The organism is Falsiroseomonas sp., from assembly GCF_051859025.1.
Classification (GTDB): domain Bacteria; phylum Pseudomonadota; class Alphaproteobacteria; order Acetobacterales; family Acetobacteraceae; genus Falsiroseomonas.
In genome coordinates this window covers 16,639-32,642 of record NZ_JBHYGL010000022.1, presented here as the reverse complement: position 1 = coordinate 32,642, position 16,004 = coordinate 16,639, and the positions used below count along the sequence as shown (strand labels likewise).

Genomic DNA, 16,004 nt, shown 5'->3' with positions numbered 1-16,004 from the left:
TCATGAAGCTCTGGTACCAATCCCTCACGCGCCCCGATGCCTGGCCCGCCTACCAGGCGGCGCTGCGGCGCGTGCTGGCGCAGGCGACCGATCCCGGGACCACGATCGAGGTACATGGGATCGAAAAGCGCGGCGGCGTCGGCGACCAGTATCGCCGGCTCGAATTCATCGAGACGATCGAGGTGCTGGAGAATGTCGAGCGCGCGGAGGCCGAGGGCTTCGATGCCGTGCTGCTCGGTAACATCGCCGATCCCGGGCTGCGGACGGCGCGGGAGATGGCGCGCATCCCGGTGCTCGGCCTGTGCGAATCATCCCTGTTCACAGCCTGCCAGATGGGGGTGACGGTCGGCCTCGTCGTCTCCAACGACAAGCACTACTCCCGCATCCTGGAGAATGTTTCCCTGTATGGCCTGAACACGCGGGTCGTGGCGGTGGAGCGGATGGCGGTGGATCGGCTGGTCGATCTCGACGCCGCCTTTTCCCCGGGCGAGCAGCGGGAGCGCATCCTCGGACAGTTCCACCAGGCGGCGGAGGCCTGCGTGGCGAAGGGGGCGGAGGTGGTGATCCCCGCCGTCGGCGTCGCCATGGTGCTGCTGGCGGAAGCCGGGGTGCATGAGACGGTGAAGAACACGCCGGTGCTGTGCGGTCCGATGGCGCTGGTGCAGGCGGGGCAGGCGGCGGTCCGCCTCTCGCGCGCCATGGGCGGGCGCTATGCCAGCCGGCGGGGCGCCTATGGGCAGCCGCCGCCGGGGCAGATCGAGGAACTGCGCCGCTACTATGGCCCGGTCTATCCGGCGGTGGAGCCCGGCTGACCCGGCAGCATCCGGCGCAGCACATCGTCGCGCTGGATGAAGTGGTGCCACAGCGCGGCACCGGCATGGGCGGCGACGAGGGCGACCAGCGCCCATGCCATCAGTTCATGCGCCTCGATCCACAGCTTGCCGCCGCCGATCGGGAAGGGCGCGGGGATCAGGTTGTCGCCGAACAGCCGCAGCGGGCGGCCGCGCGCCCAGCGGTCCATCGCGCCGGTCACGGGCATGGCAACCATCAGCGCGTAGAGCATCCCGTGCACCGCGACCGCGGCCTTCCCGGCCAGCCCCGCATCGCGCTTCACCGGGCCGGGCAGCAGCAGGCGCCGCAGTAGCCGCAGCATGACCGTCGCCAGCACCAGCGTGCCGAGGCTGTAGTGGATCATCATCGCCATGTCGCGCTGCGGGCCGCGCGGCCATTCCTCCATCAGCAGGCCGAGGCCGAAGGCCGCGACCAGCACCAGGGCGGCGCCCCAGTGCAGCGCGATGGTGGTGGCGCCGTGGCGGGGCGGGGCGCTGGTCGGCAGGATGTCGGCGGTGATGCTGGTCATGGCGGTGTGTCCGGTTCGGGCCGCGGGGGGCGCCCGGCCTGATGGCCGGGCGCAGTCGGGATCAGCGCTGGCGCGGCGTGACGGCGCCGGATTGCGCATCCACGCGCAGCGCCACGCGCTGGCCGGCACTGTCGGTCGCCTTCACGGCCCAGGCGCCACGCGCCCAATCCACTTCGCGGATGATGCCGTAGCCGGCGGCCCTGACGGCCGCGATGGCGCCGGCGGCGTCCACCGCGGCGGCGGTGATGGCGCGCTGTTCCTCGCTGCGGCGCTGGTCGCGGTCCGGGGAAGCGAAGGCCGCCATGGGCAGCCCGGCGGCGAGGGCCAGGGCCAGGGGGGCGGCGAGGATGCGGGTGCGGGTCATGTTCGGTTCTCTCCGTCTGTGCCGTTGCGGGTGGGCTGCAACGGGGCGCACTCTGGCGGCCCCCACCTGAACCCAGCCTGAGCCCGCGGTTCAGCCGCCATTCAGCTTCGGGATGCCAGCCTGCCTGCCATGCGCCGCGCCCTCCTCCTCCTCCCCCTGCTGCTGATGGCCCCTCCCGGCCTTGCGGATGACCTGCGCGAGGGCCGGCGCGAGGGCCGGCGCGGCCATGAACGCGCCCGCGCCGCGCTGGCCGCCGGGGAGATCCGCCCCCTCGCCGATCTGCTGGCGGAGGTGGAGCGCCGCTGGATCGGCCGCGTGATCGAGACGGAGCTGGAGCGGGATGGCGAGCGCTGGGTCTATGAGTTCAAGCTGCTGCCGCCCTCCGGCCGCGTCTTCGAACTCAAGCTGGATGCTTCCACGGGCGCTTTGCTGCGCAGCCGAGGCCCGGTGCAGGAGCGCCCCTGATGCGCCTGCTGGTGGTGGAGGACCACGCGACCCTGGCTGGCCAGCTTCGCGCGGCGCTGGAGGAGGCGCATTTCGCCGTCGATGTCGCCGCGGATGGGGAGGAAGGGCATTTCCTCGGGGATACCGAGCCCTATGACGCCGTGGTGCTCGACCTCGGCCTGCCGGTGCAGGATGGCATGACGGTGCTGCGCCGCTGGCGCGCCGCGGGGCGTGCCATGCCCGTGCTGATCCTGACCGCCCGCGATGGCTGGACGGAGAAGGTGGCGGGGCTGAATGCCGGCGCCGACGACTATCTGGCGAAACCCTTCATGATGGCGGAGCTGGTGGCGCGGGTGCAGGCGCTGGTCCGCCGTGCGCATGGCCAGGCGCGGTCCGAGATCACGCTCGGCCGGCTGGTGGTGGATACGGCGACGGCGCGGGTGATGCTGGATGGCGCGGCGGTGCGGCTCACCGCGCTCGAATACCGGCTGCTGGCCTATCTCGCGCACCACCCCGGCCAGGTCGTCTCCAAGACCGAATTGACGGAGCATCTCTACGCCCAGGATTTCGACCGCGACAGCAACACGCTGGAAGTCGTGGTCGGCCGGCTGCGGAAGAAGCTGGGGGAGGGGATGATCGAGACGCTGCGCGGGCAGGGCTACCGCCTGGCGGCCGGATGATGCGCTCCCTCACGCTGCGGCTGGCCCTGCTGGCGGGGCTCTGGGTGGCGGCGGGGCTGGGGGGGGCGGCCTGGTTCGTAGCCGGCATCGCGACGGCGCAGATCGAGGCCGCGCTGGAAGCCCGCCTCGGCGCCCTGCTGGACAGCCTGGCGGCGGCGGTGGAGGTGGATGAAGCGGGCCGCGCCGGTGTCGCCCGCCCGCCCGCCGGCGCGGATTTCGAGGCTCCTTTCTCCGGCGCCTATTGGCAGGTGACGGGGCCGGATGGCGGCGTCGCCACCTCCCGCTCCCTCTGGGACCAGTCGCTGCCCGCGGCGTCGCGCGGCCATGCCGGGGTGCTGCTGCGCCAGGCCGCGGGGCCGCGCGGTGAACCCCTGCTGGTGGCGGAGCGGGACCTGCTGCTGCCCGATGGCGCGGCGCCGCTGCATATCGCTGTGGCCCTGTCCCGTGCCGCGACGATGGCGGAGGTCGCGCGGCTGCGGCGCGGCCTGGGCTTAGGCTTCCTGCTGCTGGGCGTGGGGCTGGTGGCGGGCGTCGTGCTGCAGGTCGTGGTCGGGCTGGCGCCGCTGCGCCGCATCCGCCGCGCGCTGGCCGAGGTCCGTGCCGGAGAGCGGGAGGCGCTGGCCATGCCCGCGCCTTCCGAGATCGCGCCGCTGGTCACGGAAGTGGATGCGCTGATCCGCCAGAATCGGGAGACGGTGGCCATGGCCCGCACCCATCTCGGCAACCTCGCCCATGCCTTGAAGACGCCGATCGCCGTGCTGCGCAACGCGCTGGAGGCGACGCCCCCCGCAATCCCCGTGGCGCGGGCGGAAGCCGCGGCGCTGGATCGCCTGGTGCAGCACCACCTGGCCCGCGCCCGCAGCGCCGCCCTGGCGGCTGGCACGGCGGAGGTCGCGCCGCTGGCGCTGGCGGAGGAAGTGGCGCAGGCGCTGCGGCGGCTGTTCCGCGACATCGCCATCGCGGTCCAGGGCGATGCCCGCGCGCGGCTGCGCGCCGATGCGCAGGACCTGACGGAGATGCTGGGCAATTTGATGGAGAATGCCTGCCAATGGGCCGACGGCGCCGTCACCGTCACCATCGCCGCGGAGGGCGATGCCATCCGCATCGCAGTGGAGGATGACGGCCCCGGCCTGACGCCGGGCCTGGCGGTGGATGAGGCCATGGCGCGGGGCGTGAGGCTGGACGAGGCCAAGCCCGGCAGCGGCCTCGGCCTGGCCATCGTGCGGGATCTGGCGGCGCTGGCCGGCGGTTCCCTGGAACTGGCAGAGGGCGCGAAGGGAGGCCTTCGCGCCCTGCTGGTGCTGCCGCGCCGCGGCGCCGGCGCTACTTCCGGCGCAGGCCGTTGAGGTCCCGCACCGCGCCACGCGATGCGCTGGTCGCCAGCGCCGCGTAGGCCTTGAGCGCGGTGGAGACGGCGCGCTTGCGCGGCTCCGCCGGCTGCCACGCCGCATCGCCCTTCGCTTCCATCGCCGCGCGGCGCGCCGCGATCACGTCATCCGGCACCGCCAGGTGGATGCGGCGGTTGGGGATGTCGATCTCGATGATGTCGCCCTCCTCCACCAGGCCGACGAGGCCGCCCTCCGCCGCTTCCGGCGACAAATGGCCGATCGAGAGGCCGGAGGAGCCGCCGGAGAAGCGGCCATCCGTTACCAGCGCGCAGGCCTTGCCCAGGCCGACGGACTTCAGATAGCTCGTGGGGTACAGCATCTCCTGCATCCCCGGGCCGCCGCGCGGGCCTTCGTAGCGCACCAGCACGATGTCGCCGGCCTTCACCTTCTTGCCGAGGATGGCCTCGACCGAGGCATCCTGGCTTTCGAACACCCGCGCCGGGCCGGTGAACTTCAGGATGGAGGCATCGACGCCCGCCGTCTTCACGATGCAGCCTTCCTCCGCGATGTTGCCGAACAGCACGGCGAGGCCGCCATCGACGGAGAAGGCATGTTCCTTCGACCGGATCACGCCCGTCGCGCGGTCGGTGTCCAGGCTCTCCCACCGTTCCGCCTGGCTGAAGGCGACCTGCGTCGGCACGCCGCCGGGTGCGGCGCGGAAGAATTCCAGCACGCTGTCATCGACCTTCCCCGCGATGTCCCATTCCTGCAGCGCCTCGCCCAGCGTCGGCGCATCGACGCGGCTGGTGGAGGTATCGAGCAGCCCGGCGCGGTCGAGCTCGCCCAGGATGCCCATGATGCCGCCGGCGCGGTGCACGTCCTCGACATGCACATCGGCGACGCTGGGCGCCACCTTGCACAGCACGGGCACGCGGCGGGACAGGCGGTCGATATCCGCCATGGTGAAGTCCACGCCGCCTTCCTGCGCCGCCGCCAGCAGGTGCAGCACCGTGTTGGTGGAGCCGCCCATGGCGATGTCGAGCGTCATCGCATTCTCGAAGGCCGTGCGCGTCGCGATGGCGCGGGGCAGGACGGACATGTCCTCCGTCTCGTAGTGCCGGCGCGTGATCTCGACGATCCGGCGGCCGGCTTCCAGGAACAGGCGCTTGCGGTCGGCATGGGTGGCCAGCACGGTGCCGTTGCCGGGCAGCGCCAGGCCCAGCGCTTCCGTCAGGCAGTTCATCGAATTGGCGGTGAACATGCCGGAGCAACTGCCGCAGGTCGGGCAGGCGCTGCGTTCGATGACGGCCACTTCCTCATCCGTCACGGAGGCATCGGCGGCGACGATCATGGCGTCGATCAGGTCCACCGACCGCTTCTTGCCGCGATGGATCACCTTGCCGGCCTCCATCGGCCCGCCGGAGACGAAGATGGCGGGGATGTTGAGGCGCATCGCCGCCATCAGCATGCCCGGCGTGATCTTGTCGCAGTTGGAGATGCAGACCATCGCATCCGCGCAATGCGCGTTGACCATGTATTCGACGCTGTCGGCGATGAGCTCACGCGACGGCAGGCTGTACAGCATGCCGTCATGCCCCATGGCGATGCCGTCATCCACCGCGATGGTGTTGAATTCCTTCGCCACGCCACCGGCCGCCTCGATTTCCCTGGCGACCATCTGCCCCAGATCCTTCAGGTGCACATGGCCCGGGACGAATTGAGTGAAACTGTTGACCACGGCGATGATGGGCTTGCCGAAGTCACCATCCTTCATGCCGGTGGCGCGCCAGAGGCCCCGCGCGCCGGCCATGTTGCGGCCATGGGTGGTGGTGCGGCTGCGATACTGGGGCATCGTGGACGGTCCTGTGCCGGGTCTGGGTGCCGGGGAGGGCCGGCCTGTGCCACGATCTAGACCCTGCGCCGGGCCTCGGCCAGACGGTCAGGCCGCGTCATGCAGGATGATGCCCAGCGTCCGACGCAGACCAGCCCTTACGCGGCTGACGCCATGACGCATGGCGACGCGGTAGATGCCGCGGCTTCCCTGAACGGGGCGGTGGTTCACGGCGAAGATCACGGCCTGGCCCTGCGCCAGGGGCACCACCTCCGCGCGGGACTGCATGCGGGGGCGCTGTTCGGTCAGCACGAATTCCCCGCCCTCGAAGTCCCGTCCCGGTGCCGAGAGCAGGATCGTCGCCTGCAGCGGGAAGATATGCGGGCCATAGAGATCCTGGTGCAGGCAGTTGTAGTCGCCCGGGCCGTAGGACAGAAGCAGCGGCGTGGGCTTGGCCTGGCCGGCCGCGTGGCAGCGCGCCAGGAAGGCGTCCAGCCGGTCCGGGAAGGCTTCCCCCGTCCCGCCCAGCGCCAGGCGCCAGCGTTCAGCCACCGGTGCCAGCCCGGCATAGAGGGCGCCGCGCAGCGCGGGCAGGGGGTCCGGCAGCGGATAGGCGAAGTAGCGGTATTCGCCCCGCCCGAAGCCATGGCGCGCCATGACCACCCGGCTGCGGAAGGGGGCGGGGTCCTCATACAGCGCCGCCAGCGCCCCACATTCGGCGGCGTCCAGCAGAGGGGGCGTGACGGCGCAGCCGGTGGCGTCGAGCTCCGCGGCAATGCGCGGCCAATCGAGGGTCAGGTGCATGCGACGAACTCTGCCACGGCCCGCCGCCCCTCGCCTTCCGCCCGTTGCTACGGCAAGCCATCCCGCCCCGGATCGCCCGGTACCATTGGGGCGCCGCGACCGGCCTCGATCGCGCGAGACAGCGCATCGCGCAGGATCATCACCTCATGCCCGATGCAGAGGCAGCGGAACCCCGCGCCGCGCGCCGAAGCGGCCTGCGCGCCATCCGCCGCGAGCCATCCCACCGGCTTGCCCTGCGCCAGCGCCGCATCGCGCAGCCGCCCTGCCGCGGCGCGATAGGCCGGTTCCTCGAAGCGCCCGGGGATGCCGAGGCTGTCCGAGAGATCGAAATGGCCGAGCCACAGCATGTCGAGCCCCGGCACCGCCGCGATGGCCTCTGCCGCCTCGATCCCCGCCGCGCTCTCCACCAGCGCGATGGTCAGCACCGCCTGGTTGGCGGCGGCCATCTTCTCCAGCGGCGGGCCGGCGGCGTAGCCATCATGCGCCAGGCCGAAGGCCAGGCCGCGGCGTCCCTCCGGCCGGTAGCGGCAGGCATCGACCAGCGCGCGGGCCTGGGCCGCGCTTTCCACCAGCGGCATCATGATTCCCAGCGCCCCGGCATCCAGCAGAGGCGGCGCCAGGCCGGGATCGGGGCGCGGCAGGCGGACCATGGGCACGATCCCCGCGGCGCGGGCGAAGGCGCATTGGGCTTTGACACCCTCGATCCCCAGGCCGCTGTGTTCCATGTCCAGGATGACGAATTCCGCCCCGGCGGCGGCCAGCACGGGGGCCAGGCCCGGGGTGAAGAACTCGAAGGCCATCAGGCCGAAGCAGGTCTCCCCCTGAAGCAGCCTGTGGCGGACCGGATTCGCGATCATCGGCCTGTTTCCTCCCGTGCCCGGCGATGCTGCGCCCCGTTGCGCCGATGTGGGAAGGCTTGACCCGGCGGCATGCCGTTGCTTAATGTTAACTTTATGGTTAAACAAAACCCTGTTGCCGAACCACGCCTCGACAAGGTCTTCGCCGCCCTGTCGGATCCCACCCGCCGTGCCCTGATCGCCCGGCTGGATGCGGAGGATGGGCTTTCCATCTCCGCCCTCGCACAGCCGCTGGCCATGTCCCTGCCCGCGGTGATGAAGCACCTGGATGTGTTGGAAGGCGCCGGGCTGATCGCCCGCAGCAAGGCGGGACGCACCGTGACCTGCCGGCTGACCGCCGCACCGATGGAAGACGCCATGGGCTGGCTGCTGCGCTACCAGCGCTTCTGGACCGAAAGCCTCGACCGGTTGGCGGAGGCGCTGGAGGCGAAGGCCCCGTGACGCCGAGCCTGACGCTGGTGAAGCGCATCAAGGCGCCACCGGCCAGCGTCTTCGCGGCCTGGACGCAGGCGGAGATGATCGCCCGCTGGTTCGGCCCGCACCACACGGTGGTGGAGGAGGCGCATATCGAGGCACGCCAGGGCGGCCGCTTCCTGATCCGGCTGAGGGAAGACAATGGCGAACGCCACGGCGTTGGCGGCACCTATACGGTGTTCGAGCCGGAGCAGCGCCTGGTCTTCACCTGGGCCTGGCTGTCCATGCCCGAGCGCGAATCCCGCGTGACCGTGGTGCTCCGCCCCGTCCCGGACGGGACGGAGGTCACGCTGACCCACGACCGTTTCGCCGACGCCGAGACCGCCACGCGCCATCGCCGCGGCTGGACGGAATCGCTGGAGCGGCTGGAGGCTCTGGACCTCGTGGCGTGATCTTCCCAGCGGCTGGACGCCGACTGCGGGATTGACAGGCGCAGGGCGGATATTGCTTAGTTTTCGAAGTTTATGCCCGGCCGCGAAATCCGGCCCGGGCCTGCGTCGAGGGAGGAAGCCGCCATGCCGCGCCTGGCCAATCGCGTCGAGGACATCATCGCCGCCCCCACGCGCCGCGGCCTGCCGCGGAAGCTGACGCATCCGCCGGCGGACATCGCTTCCTCCATCAAGGGCATGGACAATTTCTGCCGGGTCCTCGCGATCCGCCCGGGCGACCATGTGGTGATGCTGATCGACCCGCTGCTGGATCCGCGCGTGGTGCAGGCGGTGCAGGGCCTGGCGCGCGGGCGCGGCGCCACCTTCATCGCCTATATGGGCGACAGCACGCGCTACGTGACAATCCCGGATGAGGCGAAGGCGCTGCTGGAACGCGCGACCTTCGTCGTCTCCACCTGGTTCGCCAGCGTGATCGATCCCTTCTGCATGGCGTTGCGCAAGAACAAGGGCCAGCGCTGGGTGAAGATCACCTTCTTCCGCGACCTCGATCTGCTGAACACGCCGCAGGCGCAGTTCCCGCTGGACCTGCTGGGGGAGATCATCCGCGCGACATCCCGCCTGTTCCCCGAACAGGGCGACTTCACCATGCGCTTCACCGACCCGCGCGGCACCGATTTCCGCATCCCCTACACCGACGCGATGCTGCAGAAGCTGAAGCGCCACAATCGCTGGCGCGGGCACAATGTGGCGGATGAGGATGGCTGCTACGTCCACTACCTGCCGACCCATGGCCCGAACCTGTTTGAGCCCGGGATGGTCGGCCTGAAGCCGGAGGACAAGGTCGGCATCACAGGAACGATCTGGGCGCAATGGGCCGTCGGCTTCGACCACCCCTTCGCGACCCCCGTCGGCGTGGAGTTCCAGGACGACGTGGTGCATGCCGTGCATGGCGAGGGCTTCGAGGCCGAGGTGCTGCGCGACTACCTGATCGGCGGGACACTCGAGGAAGTGGGCTGCGGCCACAACCCGAAGGCGCCGCGCTTCGACATCTACCCCGCCGGCCCGAACTCCCCGGGTGCGCTGCATTTCGGCATCAACGCGCTGCAGCCTTCCGAGTATCTGCGCCGCGTGATGCCGAACTGGGAGGAGCCGCATATCCACATGGACCTCGTCACCTATGACAGCACGGTGACGGCGGGCAACAGCCCGATGATCGAGGATGGCTATCTGCTGTCGCTGCGCGACCCGAAGGTGGTCGCACTGGCCGAACGCTACGGCGACCCGGTGGAGTTGCTGGAAGGCTTCCCGGTCTGAGGCGCTTCGTGCCCTCAGACGCCGGGCGCCGGCTCCGCCGGCTTGGCTTCGCCGCATAAGCGGCGGGCCGCCTTCGCGGCCTCGGCCGCCGATGGCGGCCGCAGCTCGGCAGTGTCGACCAGGCAGGTCAGACCTTGTGCGCTTCCAGCGTGCTCGGATGAAAGAGTTCTTCCGCCGCCAGCACGCGGTTCGACAGGCCCTGCGCGTGGTGGTGGCGCAGGAAGTAGTCGAAGACGTGGCGGTTGGGCGCCAGGCCGTAGCTGAAGAAATCCTCGCCCATCAGCTGCCGCGCGCGGCGGAGGTTCTCCTCCACGAAGGGCAGCGTGACCTTGGTGGCGGAGGTGTCGGTCAGCCGTTCCAGCGCGATGTCCTTGGATTTCTGGAAGCCCTTCATGACCGCGGTCGGCAGCCAGGGATGCTTGTCCACCAGCGTCCGGCGGATGCCGAGCACATGCATCACCGGGAAGATGCGCGTCTTGCGGAACCAGGCCGTCGCCTCCGCCGTCGGGTCATCGAACAGCCAGCGAATGGCAGGGTCGCCGCGCTCGAAGCAGGATGGCGCGCGCGGGCCCATCACGCCGTCGAGTTCACCATCGGCGAGCATGCCGGAGATGGTCTTCCCCTCCGGCGCATTCTCCACCACCACGCCATCCGGCAGTGTCACGCTGAGCTTCTCGATACGGCCGGGGCTTTCGTAGCCGCCGCGCACCCAGGTGATATCGCGCTGGTTGACGCCGTATTCCTCCTCCAGGATCGCGCGCGCCCAGACATTCGCGGTCAGCTGGTATTCCGGCATGCCGATCCGCTTGCCGCGGAGGTCCGCCGGCGAATTGATGCCACGGTCGTTGCGCACGACGATGCAGGTGTGGCGGAAGGCGCGGGATGGGAAGACGGGGATCGCGACATAGGGGCTGTCGCCCCGCGCGATGCGCAGGCTGTAGGAGGACAGCGACAATTCGCAGATGTCAAAGGCCTCATGCCGCATCGCCCGGAAGAAGATCTCCTCCGGTTCCAGCAGCATGAATTGCGGATCCACCGCATCGATCCGCGCCTCGCCGCGCACCAGCGGCATCATGCGGTCATAGGGGCCGATGGCGACGGAAAGGGAGAGGTTGGTCATCGGTCCTACTCTGCTGCCTGCGCCGGTGCGGCGCCGGGGAAGAGGCTGCGCTCCAGCTCGCTGGTGCCCAGCGTGCGCCAATCCGTAGTCTTGGGCACCACGCCCTCGAAGCTCGCAATGTCCTTCTTCGGCACGACGGGCTCCGTCCGCCCGAGTGCCGGCGCGCCCTCGGCGAAGGCCTTCGCGGCCTCGATCATCAGACGGCGCCACTGCACGATGGCGACATCGCTGGCGCCAAGGCGTTCGGAGGTGCGGTCGGCGATCAGCCCCATGCCTTCCCACATCGCCATGTCCTGCGCGGGGATGCCCTTGATGCCCGTGAAGTTGCCGAGCTTCATCAGGTTGCGGTCCTGCAAATAGTCGTTGTCCCGCACCCGCAGCCTGGCCCAGCCCTTGGCGGGATCGACATCCACGCCCGGCGTCAGCGCCAGGAACTTCCGCCATTCCGCCATGGAGGGCACGTCCGGCCCCTCGCCCCAGGCCATGAAATGGAACATGCAGCTGTGGTCGTCGATCGGGATCGTCACCTGCGCCACGTTGTAGCTGGCATTGGGCGGGATCAAGCAGATCAGCGGCGCGACGAATGTGGTGATGCGGATATAGTCGTTCACCGCCGCGTTCTGGATCGGCCGGCGGATGGCGGCGTAGCGGAAGCCGTAGGAGGTGAGTTGTACCTGCAGCCGCGGCGCCTTGTCCGTCGAAGGCCTGGTCCAGCCCTTCGCGCTGGCGCTGGCGCGGCCGACACGGGCCGGGACCATGTCCGACGAATGAAGCGACGATGAATGGGCGCTGTCGATCTGCCCTTCCACCACCTGCGCCCAGTTGCAGTCCACGCGCGCCGTGCCGATGGAAACGCGCGTCTCCGGCGTCGGCGCGAAGGGCGGCGGCTCGAAGGCCGGCATCGTCGCGCGGTCGCCCATATAGGCCCAGACGAAGCCGCCGGCTTCCTCGGTGGGATAGGCAGGGTGCTTGAACTTTGCGGCCGCGCAGGCCTCCGGCGGCTCGGACGGCATCTCCACGACATTGCCGTCGGCATCGACCTTCCAGCCGTGATAGAGGCAGCGCAGGCCCCCTTCCTCGTTCCGGCCATAGACCAGCGACGCCTTGCGGTGCGGGCAGAATTCCCCCACCAGGCCGACGCGGCCCTCGCTGTCGCGGTAGGCGACCAGGTTCTCGCCGAGGATGCGGACGCGGATGGGCTTGCCCTCGGGCTCCTCCACCTCCTCCGAGAGGCAGACGGGCAGCCAATGCTGGCGCATCAGGCGGCCCATGGGGGCGTCACCCTCGACACGCGCCAGAAGCTGGTTTTCCTCATGGGTCAGCATGCCGCTTCCTCCATCCTGCACGAGTGCCCCTTTGGGCTGCTGGATACTTAGCGTTCTAAGTGCTGCCCCGGCAAGGCGCCGCCCGGGGACTTGACCGAAATTCTTAGAGAGCTAAGTAAATCCTGGCAGGGAGGGCCATGCGCATGGATGAGGATGGGGAGTTCCGCCCCTTGCGGGTGCTGGCCGCCGAGCGGATCGCGCAGGGCATCTTCCGCTTCGACCTGGCGGACCCCGATGGCGCTGACCTGCCCGGCTTCACCGCCGGCGCCCATCTGCGCGTGCTGCTGCCGAACGGGCTGACCCGCCGGTATTCCCTCTGCGGCGACCCCGCGGAGGGCGCGCAATACAGCATCGCCGTGAAGCGCGACCCGGCCGGGCAGGGCGGTTCGGTGGTGATGTGCGACCAGGTGAAGGCCGGGCACCTGCTTCCCTGCGCCCCACCGCGCAACGACTTTCAACTGGTCGGCAACCCGGTCTCGCGCCTCTTCATCGCGGGTGGCATCGGCATCACGCCCATCATGTCCATGATCCGCCACCTGCAGGCGGAAGGGCGGCCGCCCTGGAAGCTCTACTACCTCACGCGTTCCCCGGCCGAGACGGCGTTCCGGGACGAACTCTCCGCGCCCGAGCTGAAGGGCAAGGTCGTCATCCACCACGATGGCGGCGACCCCGACCGCGCCTTCGACCTCTGGCCCGTGCTGGACCAGCCCAAGGGCCGCCACATCCATTGCTGCGGCCCGCGCGGGCTGATGCAGGCGGTAAGGGACATGACCGGCCACTGGCCGGCCCCCGCCGTGCATTTCGAGGATTTCGGCACAGGCAGTGGTCAGAAGCGCGCGGATGACGCGCCCTTCGCCGTGCGGGTCGCCAGCACCGGCGCCTGCGTCCACGTGCCCGCCGGCACCACCATCCTGGACGCGCTGCGCGGCGCGGGCATCGCCGTCTCCCATTCCTGCGAAAGCGGCACCTGCGGGTCCTGCCGCACCGGGCTGCTGGGCGGGGAGGTCGACCACCGCGACCTCGTGCTGATGGAGCATGAGAAGGCGTCCCGCATCATGGTCTGCGTGTCCCGCGCGGCGCCGGGCACGGAAGAACTGGTCCTCGACCTGTGACGCGGCGGCTGCGGCTTGGCGTCGTCGGCCTCAGCCGGGCCTTCACGCTGATGCTGCCCACGCTCGCCGGCCATCGGCGGGTGGAACTGGTGGCCTGCGCCGATCCGCGGCCGGAAGCCCGTGCGCGCTTCATCCAGGACTTCCCCGGCAGCCGAGCCCATGCCGACATGGCCGCCCTGTGCCGGGACGAGGCGGTGGAGGCGATCTATGTCGCGACGCCCCACCAGTACCACGCCGCCGACGTCATCGCCGCCAGCGCCGCCGGCAAGCATTGCCTGGTCGAAAAGCCCATGGCGATCACGCTGGCCGATTGCGCCGCGATGATCGAGGCCGCGGACCGCGCCGGCGTGCAACTCGTCATCGGCCACAGCCACAGCCAGGACGGGCCGGTGCTGGCGGCGCGGCGGCTCATCGCCGCCGGCGCGCATGGCCGCGTCCGGCTGATCACGGCGCTGACCTACACCGACTTCCTCTATCGCCCGCGACGGGCGGAGGAACTGGATACGGCGCAGGGCGGCGGCGTGGTGTTCAGCCAGGGCGCGCACCAACTGGATCTGGTGCGGCTGCTGGGCGGCGGGATGGTCCGCAGCATCCGCGCCCAGTGCTTCGGCTGGGATGCCGGGCGCCCGACGGAGGGCGCCTACACCGCCTTCCTGCAGTTCGAGGATGGCGCGACGGCAACGCTGACCTATAGCGGCCATGGGCGCTACGACAGTGACGAATTGATGGGCTGGGTCGGCGAACTCGGCCAGCCCCGTGATGCCGCTTCCTATGGCGCCGCGCGCCAGGCCCTGGCCGGCATCGCCGATGAGGAAGTGGCCAAGGCCCGTCGCGCCTATGGCCCGGAAACGCCGCCTTTGGCCCCACCCGCCCCGCCGGCTTTCCACAACCAGTTCGGCTTCCTGCTGGCGAGTTGCGAGCGCGCCGATCTGCGCCTGACGCCATCGGGCGTGATGGTCCATGCCGATGACCGGCGCTGGCTGGAACCGGCACCACTGCCCGAGGTGCCGCGGGGCGAGGTGTTGGACGAATTCTGCGCTGCCGTGCTGGACGGCATCGCGCCGGTGCGTTCCGGCGGCTGGGGCATGGCCACGCTGGAAGCCTGCCTGGCCGTGCTGGAATCGTCCCGGACGGGCCGGGACGTCACGCTAGGCCACCAGATTGCCGTACCAGGCTGAGGAGCTCACATGGCCACGCTGCGCATCGAGGCGACCCGGGACCAGGCGACGGGGCTCTTCTACCTCGCTGTCTTCATGCCGTCGGAGGCGACGGAACCCTTCGTCACCACCGCGCCCCGCTACATGAGCGCGGCGGCCGCCGAGCAGGACATGATCGCCACCATCACCGCTACGGCGAACCGCCCGCGCTAGGCTTGCGGCCGCCCCTGCCGGCTGCGAAAGGCCGCGCCCCTGCCGCGGGCCCGCCGGCATGAGGCCCGCATTGGGGAATTGCTAACCTCGATCCTGCATACCTGTCCGGCACCCACTCCGGACAGGCGCGCAGCATGTCGACGACCGGCTCACCCCCTGCCGCGCATTCCGTGCGGCTTAACGGAAGGCTGACCATCGCCACCGTCCAGGATTCCCGCAACGCGCTGCTTGAGGCGCTGCGGGGTCCGGCGGCGGTCGAGCTGGATTGTGACGGCGGCACGGATTTCGACATCTGCTTCGTCCAGCTCCTCGAAGCCGCGCGCGCGCTGGCGCAGCGCGATGGCATCGCCCTTACCCTCCGCCAACCCGTCCCCCAGCCGCTCGGCGCCATCCTCGCCGAGGGCGGCTTTCGCGACTGGGCCCCTGCCGCTGCACGGAGCGCCGCATGAAGACCGTTCTGACCGTCGATGACTCCGCCAGCCTGCGGCAGATGGTCCGCCTCACCCTCTCCGGCGCCGGCTACCAGGTGAAGGAGGCCGGCGATGGCGCGGAAGGGCTGCGCCAGGCGCAGGCAACGCCGGTGAACATGGTGGTGACGGACCTCAACATGCCCGTGATGGACGGCATGACCTTCATCCGCGAACTGCGCAAGTTGCCGGCCTACAAGGGCGTGCCGATCATCTTCCTGACCACGGAATCCGATGCGGCGCGCAAGATGGAAGCGAAGCAGGCCGGCGCGACGGGCTGGATCACCAAGCCCTTCGAACAGGCGCAGCTACTCGCCATCGTCAAGAAGGTGCTGGGATGAGCGGCGCCGTCGAGCCCGCCGAGATCTTCCGCCAGGAAGCGGCGGAACTGCTGGAGCAGCTTGAGCAGTCGCTGCTGGATTTGGGCAGCCGGCCCGATGATCGCAGCCTGGTCGATACGGCGTTCCGGGCGCTGCATACCATCAAGGGCTCCGGCGCCATGTTCGGCTTCGAAGCCGTGGCCGTCTTCGTTCATGATTTCGAAACCGCCTTCGACCGTGTGCGCAGCGGCCTGGCGCCCTGCACGCCCGCGCTGGTGACAGCGGCGCTGCAGGCGCGCGACCATATCCGCGCGCTGATCGAGGCGCCGGAGCAGGCGCTGCCCGAGCGCGGGGCCGAACTGCTCGCCGCCTTGCGGCTGGCCGTACATGGCGCGGAGCGCGTGGGTGTGGATCGCGCGGAGCGCGTGGGTGTGGATCGCGCGGA

The 16,004-nt window shown here is 70.2% G+C and carries 20 protein-coding genes; 13 read left to right on the top strand and 7 right to left on the bottom strand.

The annotated features are described in order from the left end of the window. Positions 1-2: 2 nt before the first annotated feature. On the top strand, positions 3-812 hold the full coding sequence (locus tag ACTIE5_RS18025) for an aspartate/glutamate racemase family protein (protein ID WP_439551094.1): 810 nt from the start codon (positions 3-5) through the stop codon (positions 810-812). Here the strand turns inward: ACTIE5_RS18025 and ACTIE5_RS18020 are convergent. Further along, the gene (locus ACTIE5_RS18020; protein ID WP_439551093.1) at positions 788-1,360 is read right to left on the bottom strand and encodes a cytochrome b; all 573 of its coding nucleotides are present in this window, start codon (positions 1,358-1,360) and stop codon (positions 788-790) included. The two genes, ACTIE5_RS18025 and ACTIE5_RS18020, sit on opposite strands and share 25 nt — an antisense overlap. A gap of 61 nt (positions 1,361-1,421) precedes the next feature. Further along, entirely contained in the window at positions 1,422-1,724 is a 303-nt protein-coding gene (locus tag ACTIE5_RS18015; protein ID WP_439551092.1) for a PepSY domain-containing protein, read from the bottom strand. A 129-nt stretch (positions 1,725-1,853) separates the two neighbouring features. On the opposite strand from ACTIE5_RS18015, the gene ACTIE5_RS18010 reads away from it, so the two are divergent. From ACTIE5_RS18010 to ACTIE5_RS18000, 3 genes are read left to right on the top strand one after another with little or no spacing between them, the layout of a single operon-like run. Further along, positions 1,854-2,189, top strand: a complete 336-nt coding sequence (locus ACTIE5_RS18010; protein ID WP_439551091.1) for a PepSY domain-containing protein — start codon at positions 1,854-1,856, stop codon at positions 2,187-2,189. Further along, entirely contained in the window at positions 2,189-2,848 is a 660-nt protein-coding gene (locus ACTIE5_RS18005) for a response regulator transcription factor (protein WP_439551090.1), read from the top strand. The genes ACTIE5_RS18010 and ACTIE5_RS18005 overlap by 1 nt, the downstream gene beginning before the upstream one ends. Further along, positions 2,845-4,194: a sensor histidine kinase gene (locus tag ACTIE5_RS18000; protein ID WP_439551089.1), complete on the top strand. Its 1,350-nt coding sequence runs from the start codon at positions 2,845-2,847 to the stop codon at positions 4,192-4,194. Before ACTIE5_RS18005 ends, ACTIE5_RS18000 begins: the two co-directional genes overlap by 4 nt. Here ACTIE5_RS18000 and ilvD read toward each other — a convergent pair. From ilvD to ACTIE5_RS17985, 3 genes are all read right to left on the bottom strand, one after another. After that, positions 4,172-6,028, bottom strand: coding sequence for a dihydroxy-acid dehydratase (gene ilvD / locus ACTIE5_RS17995; RefSeq protein WP_439551088.1), 1,857 nt, complete (start codon positions 6,026-6,028; stop codon positions 4,172-4,174). The genes ACTIE5_RS18000 and ilvD overlap by 23 nt on opposite strands. 87 nt (positions 6,029-6,115) lie before the next feature. Beyond that, entirely contained in the window at positions 6,116-6,811 is a 696-nt protein-coding gene (locus tag ACTIE5_RS17990) for a 2OG-Fe(II) oxygenase (RefSeq protein WP_439551087.1), read from the bottom strand. A gap of 47 nt (positions 6,812-6,858) precedes the next feature. After that, entirely contained in the window at positions 6,859-7,668 is an 810-nt protein-coding gene (locus tag ACTIE5_RS17985) for an HpcH/HpaI aldolase family protein (RefSeq protein ID WP_439551086.1), read from the bottom strand. A 96-nt stretch (positions 7,669-7,764) separates the two neighbouring features. On the opposite strand from ACTIE5_RS17985, the gene ACTIE5_RS17980 reads away from it, so the two are divergent. The 3 genes from ACTIE5_RS17980 (at position 7,765) to ACTIE5_RS17970 (ending at position 9,845) form a co-directional block, all read left to right on the top strand. Beyond that, entirely contained in the window at positions 7,765-8,109 is a 345-nt protein-coding gene (locus ACTIE5_RS17980) for an ArsR/SmtB family transcription factor (protein WP_439551085.1), read from the top strand. Continuing rightward, positions 8,106-8,534 carry an SRPBCC family protein gene (locus tag ACTIE5_RS17975; protein ID WP_439551084.1) on the top strand — a complete coding sequence of 143 codons (429 nt, stop codon included), beginning with the start codon at positions 8,106-8,108 and terminating at the stop codon, positions 8,532-8,534. The genes ACTIE5_RS17980 and ACTIE5_RS17975 overlap by 4 nt, the downstream gene beginning before the upstream one ends. A gap of 123 nt (positions 8,535-8,657) precedes the next feature. Then, positions 8,658-9,845 carry a hypothetical protein gene (locus ACTIE5_RS17970; RefSeq protein WP_439551083.1) on the top strand — a complete coding sequence of 396 codons (1,188 nt, stop codon included), beginning with the start codon at positions 8,658-8,660 and terminating at the stop codon, positions 9,843-9,845. 127 nt (positions 9,846-9,972) lie between these two features. Here the strand turns inward: ACTIE5_RS17970 and ACTIE5_RS17965 are convergent, their stop codons facing one another. Then, a complete protein-coding gene (locus ACTIE5_RS17965; RefSeq protein ID WP_439551082.1) occupies positions 9,973-10,965 on the bottom strand; it encodes a PhnD/SsuA/transferrin family substrate-binding protein in 993 nt (330 codons plus the stop codon). A 5-nt stretch (positions 10,966-10,970) separates the two neighbouring features. Continuing rightward, a complete protein-coding gene (locus ACTIE5_RS17960; RefSeq protein WP_439551081.1) occupies positions 10,971-12,290 on the bottom strand; it encodes a Rieske 2Fe-2S domain-containing protein in 1,320 nt (439 codons plus the stop codon). A 143-nt stretch (positions 12,291-12,433) separates the two neighbouring features. Between ACTIE5_RS17960 and ACTIE5_RS17955 the strand changes: the two genes are divergently transcribed. The 6 genes from ACTIE5_RS17955 to ACTIE5_RS17930 all read left to right on the top strand — a co-directional run. Then, positions 12,434-13,402: a PDR/VanB family oxidoreductase gene (locus ACTIE5_RS17955; protein ID WP_439551080.1), complete on the top strand. Its 969-nt coding sequence runs from the start codon at positions 12,434-12,436 to the stop codon at positions 13,400-13,402. Continuing rightward, positions 13,399-14,580 (top strand): Gfo/Idh/MocA family protein, encoded by a 1,182-nt coding sequence (locus tag ACTIE5_RS17950; protein ID WP_439551079.1) that lies wholly within the window; start codon positions 13,399-13,401, stop codon positions 14,578-14,580. The genes ACTIE5_RS17955 and ACTIE5_RS17950 overlap by 4 nt, the downstream gene beginning before the upstream one ends. Before the next feature lie 9 nt (positions 14,581-14,589). Next, positions 14,590-14,772: a hypothetical protein gene (locus tag ACTIE5_RS17945; RefSeq protein ID WP_439551078.1), complete on the top strand. Its 183-nt coding sequence runs from the start codon at positions 14,590-14,592 to the stop codon at positions 14,770-14,772. Positions 14,773-14,906: 134 nt separating this feature from the next. Continuing rightward, the gene (locus ACTIE5_RS17940) at positions 14,907-15,221 is read left to right on the top strand and encodes an STAS domain-containing protein (protein WP_439551077.1); all 315 of its coding nucleotides are present in this window, start codon (positions 14,907-14,909) and stop codon (positions 15,219-15,221) included. Next, complete coding sequence (locus ACTIE5_RS17935; RefSeq protein ID WP_439551076.1) at positions 15,218-15,580, top strand: response regulator; 363 nt, start codon at positions 15,218-15,220, stop codon at positions 15,578-15,580. The genes ACTIE5_RS17940 and ACTIE5_RS17935 overlap by 4 nt, the downstream gene beginning before the upstream one ends. Continuing rightward, the coding region (locus ACTIE5_RS17930; protein WP_439551075.1) for an Hpt domain-containing protein at positions 15,577-16,004 on the top strand (428 nt) is incomplete at its 3' end. The genes ACTIE5_RS17935 and ACTIE5_RS17930, both read left to right, overlap by 4 nt.